2 protein-coding genes are annotated in these 2,616 nt (G+C 39.9%); one reads left to right on the top strand and one right to left on the bottom strand.

The genetic code is table 11. From position 1 onward, the window contains the following. Positions 1-87: 87 nt before the first annotated feature. Positions 88-1,767: a S8 family peptidase gene (locus IQ229_RS23530; RefSeq protein WP_194047916.1), complete on the top strand. Its 1,680-nt coding sequence runs from the start codon at positions 88-90 to the stop codon at positions 1,765-1,767. 107 nt (positions 1,768-1,874) lie between these two features. Here IQ229_RS23530 and IQ229_RS23525 read toward each other — a convergent pair. Beyond that, on the bottom strand, positions 1,875-2,616 hold a 742-nt coding region (locus IQ229_RS23525), incomplete at its 5' end, for an HlyD family efflux transporter periplasmic adaptor subunit (protein ID WP_194047914.1).

Genomic DNA, 2,616 nt, shown 5'->3' with positions numbered 1-2,616 from the left:
GTTTATTCACATATTGAAATCTTTTGATTGTAAAGGTTTCAAGGCTTCAACCTGTCAAAAACGGTTGCTATCTTTGAGAAAAAATTTATGCACATTGATGATGTTAATAACAATATATTGTCAAAGAAACAGCTAAATGCCACTTCAATCTCCTCATTAGATAGCTTTAATACGAAAGATGAATACAGCCTCAACTTCAGCAGACGTAGTAGCTATAACTCAGCCGATGCTGATATGCAGTTACTAAATAACGATGAATCTAAAAATAGAAATAACGCTACTAATAATGCTTTTAGTACTCAAAATTATAACTCCACTAATGGCTATGGCTTGGTTAATGGAGCAGCAGCAGTGGCTAGAGCTATTGGTCAAAATACCTTTGCTGATGTTCCCGATCTTGGTGGCAATAATTGGGGAGCAGACATGGTTAAAGCACCGGAAGTTTGGGCACAGGGATATACAGGAAAAGGCGTTGTTGTCGCTGTTGTGGATACTGGAGTTGACTATAACCACGAAGATTTAACAAATAATATCTGGACAAATACTAAGGAAATTGCAGGTAACGGTATAGATGATGATGGAAATGGCTATGTTGATGATAATTACGGCTGGAACTTCGCTGATAAAAACAACAACACCCTAGATGACAACGGTCATGGTACTCATGTTTCCGGCACGATCGCAGGAGAAAATAATAACTACGGTGTCACTGGTATTGCCTACGATGCCAAGATTATGGCTGTCAAAGCTTTAGATAGCTCTGGCTCTGGTTCCTATAGTTCCATATCTAAAGGTATTCGCTACGCTGTAGATAATGGAGCTAATGTAATTAACCTCAGTTTAGGAGGAGGTGCATCTTCTAATCGCACTCTAGAGTCAGCCATTAACTATGCCAGCAGTAAAGGAGTAATTGTCGTCATGGCAGCAGGTAATGATGGTGACTCATCACCAGACTATCCCGCCCGCTATGCATCCAAGTCGGGAATTGCCGTTGGGGCAGTAGATAAGAATAATAATATGCCCGACTTCTCTAACCGCTCTGGAACAAATCCAATCGCTTACGTCACAGCTCCAGGAGTCAAGGTTTATTCATCAGTTCCGAATAATCAGTATGCAACTTATAGCGGCACATCTATGGCTACTCCCCATGTTGCTGGTATCGTTGCCCTGATGCTTAGTGCTAACCCCAACCTGACTGATGCCCAAGTACGTCAGATTGTCACAGAAACCGCAGGAAATAGTACACAAACTACAAGCTCTAGTTTTAACATTTCTAATGTCAGTTCTCTAGCGAGTCAGGTAATTGCAGAAACCGCAGGAAATAACACACAAACGACAAACTCTAGTTTTAATAATTCCAATTTTGGTTCACTTATCGGTCAGGCAATTACAGAATCCACAAGATATCTAACACCAGAAAAGATCGCTAGTTTTAATAATTCTGATTTTAGCCCTGTAATCGGTCAGGCAATTACAGAATCCACAAGATATCTAACACCAGAAACGATCGCTAGTTGGAATAATTCTGATTTTAACCCTGTAATTGGTCAGGCAATTACAGAATCCACAAAATATCTGATATCAGCCGAAGGTAATAACATATCAACAAATCCAGAATTATGGTCGCAATTTCAAAACTATGAGAATATTCTGGGCAGTATCAATGTAAATAGCAATCAGGATGAGAATAATCCAGATTTTGTCAAATTACTAGAGGGAATGCAAAAACAAATAGATCAGTATAGAAAATTGTTGGGTATAGCTTGAAAATTATAGCGATTTGCAGTTAAGTTCAATACTACTCGTCTGTCGTGAATAAATGTAGGGGTTTAACAATGCTAAACCCTTACTTGTGGTTAATTTAACAGACTGTCCTATCTAACGGAAAATGCCTCATTGAACCGCCGTGTCACAGGCTCAGTGATGAATGTCAAAATTGACTTTTTCCGAGTAACAATTTCACCTGTAGCAGCCATCCCTGGTGTAAATTCTACTTCTTGACCTCGAACATTCACTGCGTGTTTATTTAGCTTAATTCTCGTCGGAAAAACTAAACCCAATTCTTTATCAGTAATTGCATTTGGACTGACTTGCATAACTTCGCCATCCACAATGCCAAATTCTTGGAAGGGAAAAGTCGCCATTTTCACTTTTGCCTTCATTCCTTGACGAATAAACCCAATATCGCGGTTAAGAACTTTTACCTCTAGAAGCATTTCTTCGCCTTCCGGCAAAATTGACAGCAATTCTTCACCCGATTGTACTGGCCCCTTGGTGGCTTTGACTTTATAAATTGTACCGGCTACGGGAGCCTCAATCGTTTCTAAGGCTTGTTGCTTCCTTGCCTGCTCTAATTGACCTTGAACAGTTGTCAGTTCTTCTTTACGCTTATTAAACTGCGTCAAAATTTCGCTTTGGCGTTCTGATGCTACACGCTGGGACTGACTGCGTGCAGCGTTGTAAGCTTGTTCTGCTTGGCGAATTTCTTGGACTTGAGCAGCAATATCTTTTTCTAATGATGTGACTTTATCTTGAGCCTCTGTGATTCTATTCTGGGCGTTGATAACTTCATCTTGCGATCTAGTGATTTCTGTTTTTGCACGAGTTAATCTTTCT

This window comes from Nostoc cf. edaphicum LEGE 07299 (assembly GCF_015207245.1).
In the GTDB taxonomy this organism is placed as follows: domain Bacteria; phylum Cyanobacteriota; class Cyanobacteriia; order Cyanobacteriales; family Nostocaceae; genus Nostoc; species Nostoc edaphicum_B.
This window is presented reverse-complemented; position numbering and strand designations above follow the sequence as displayed.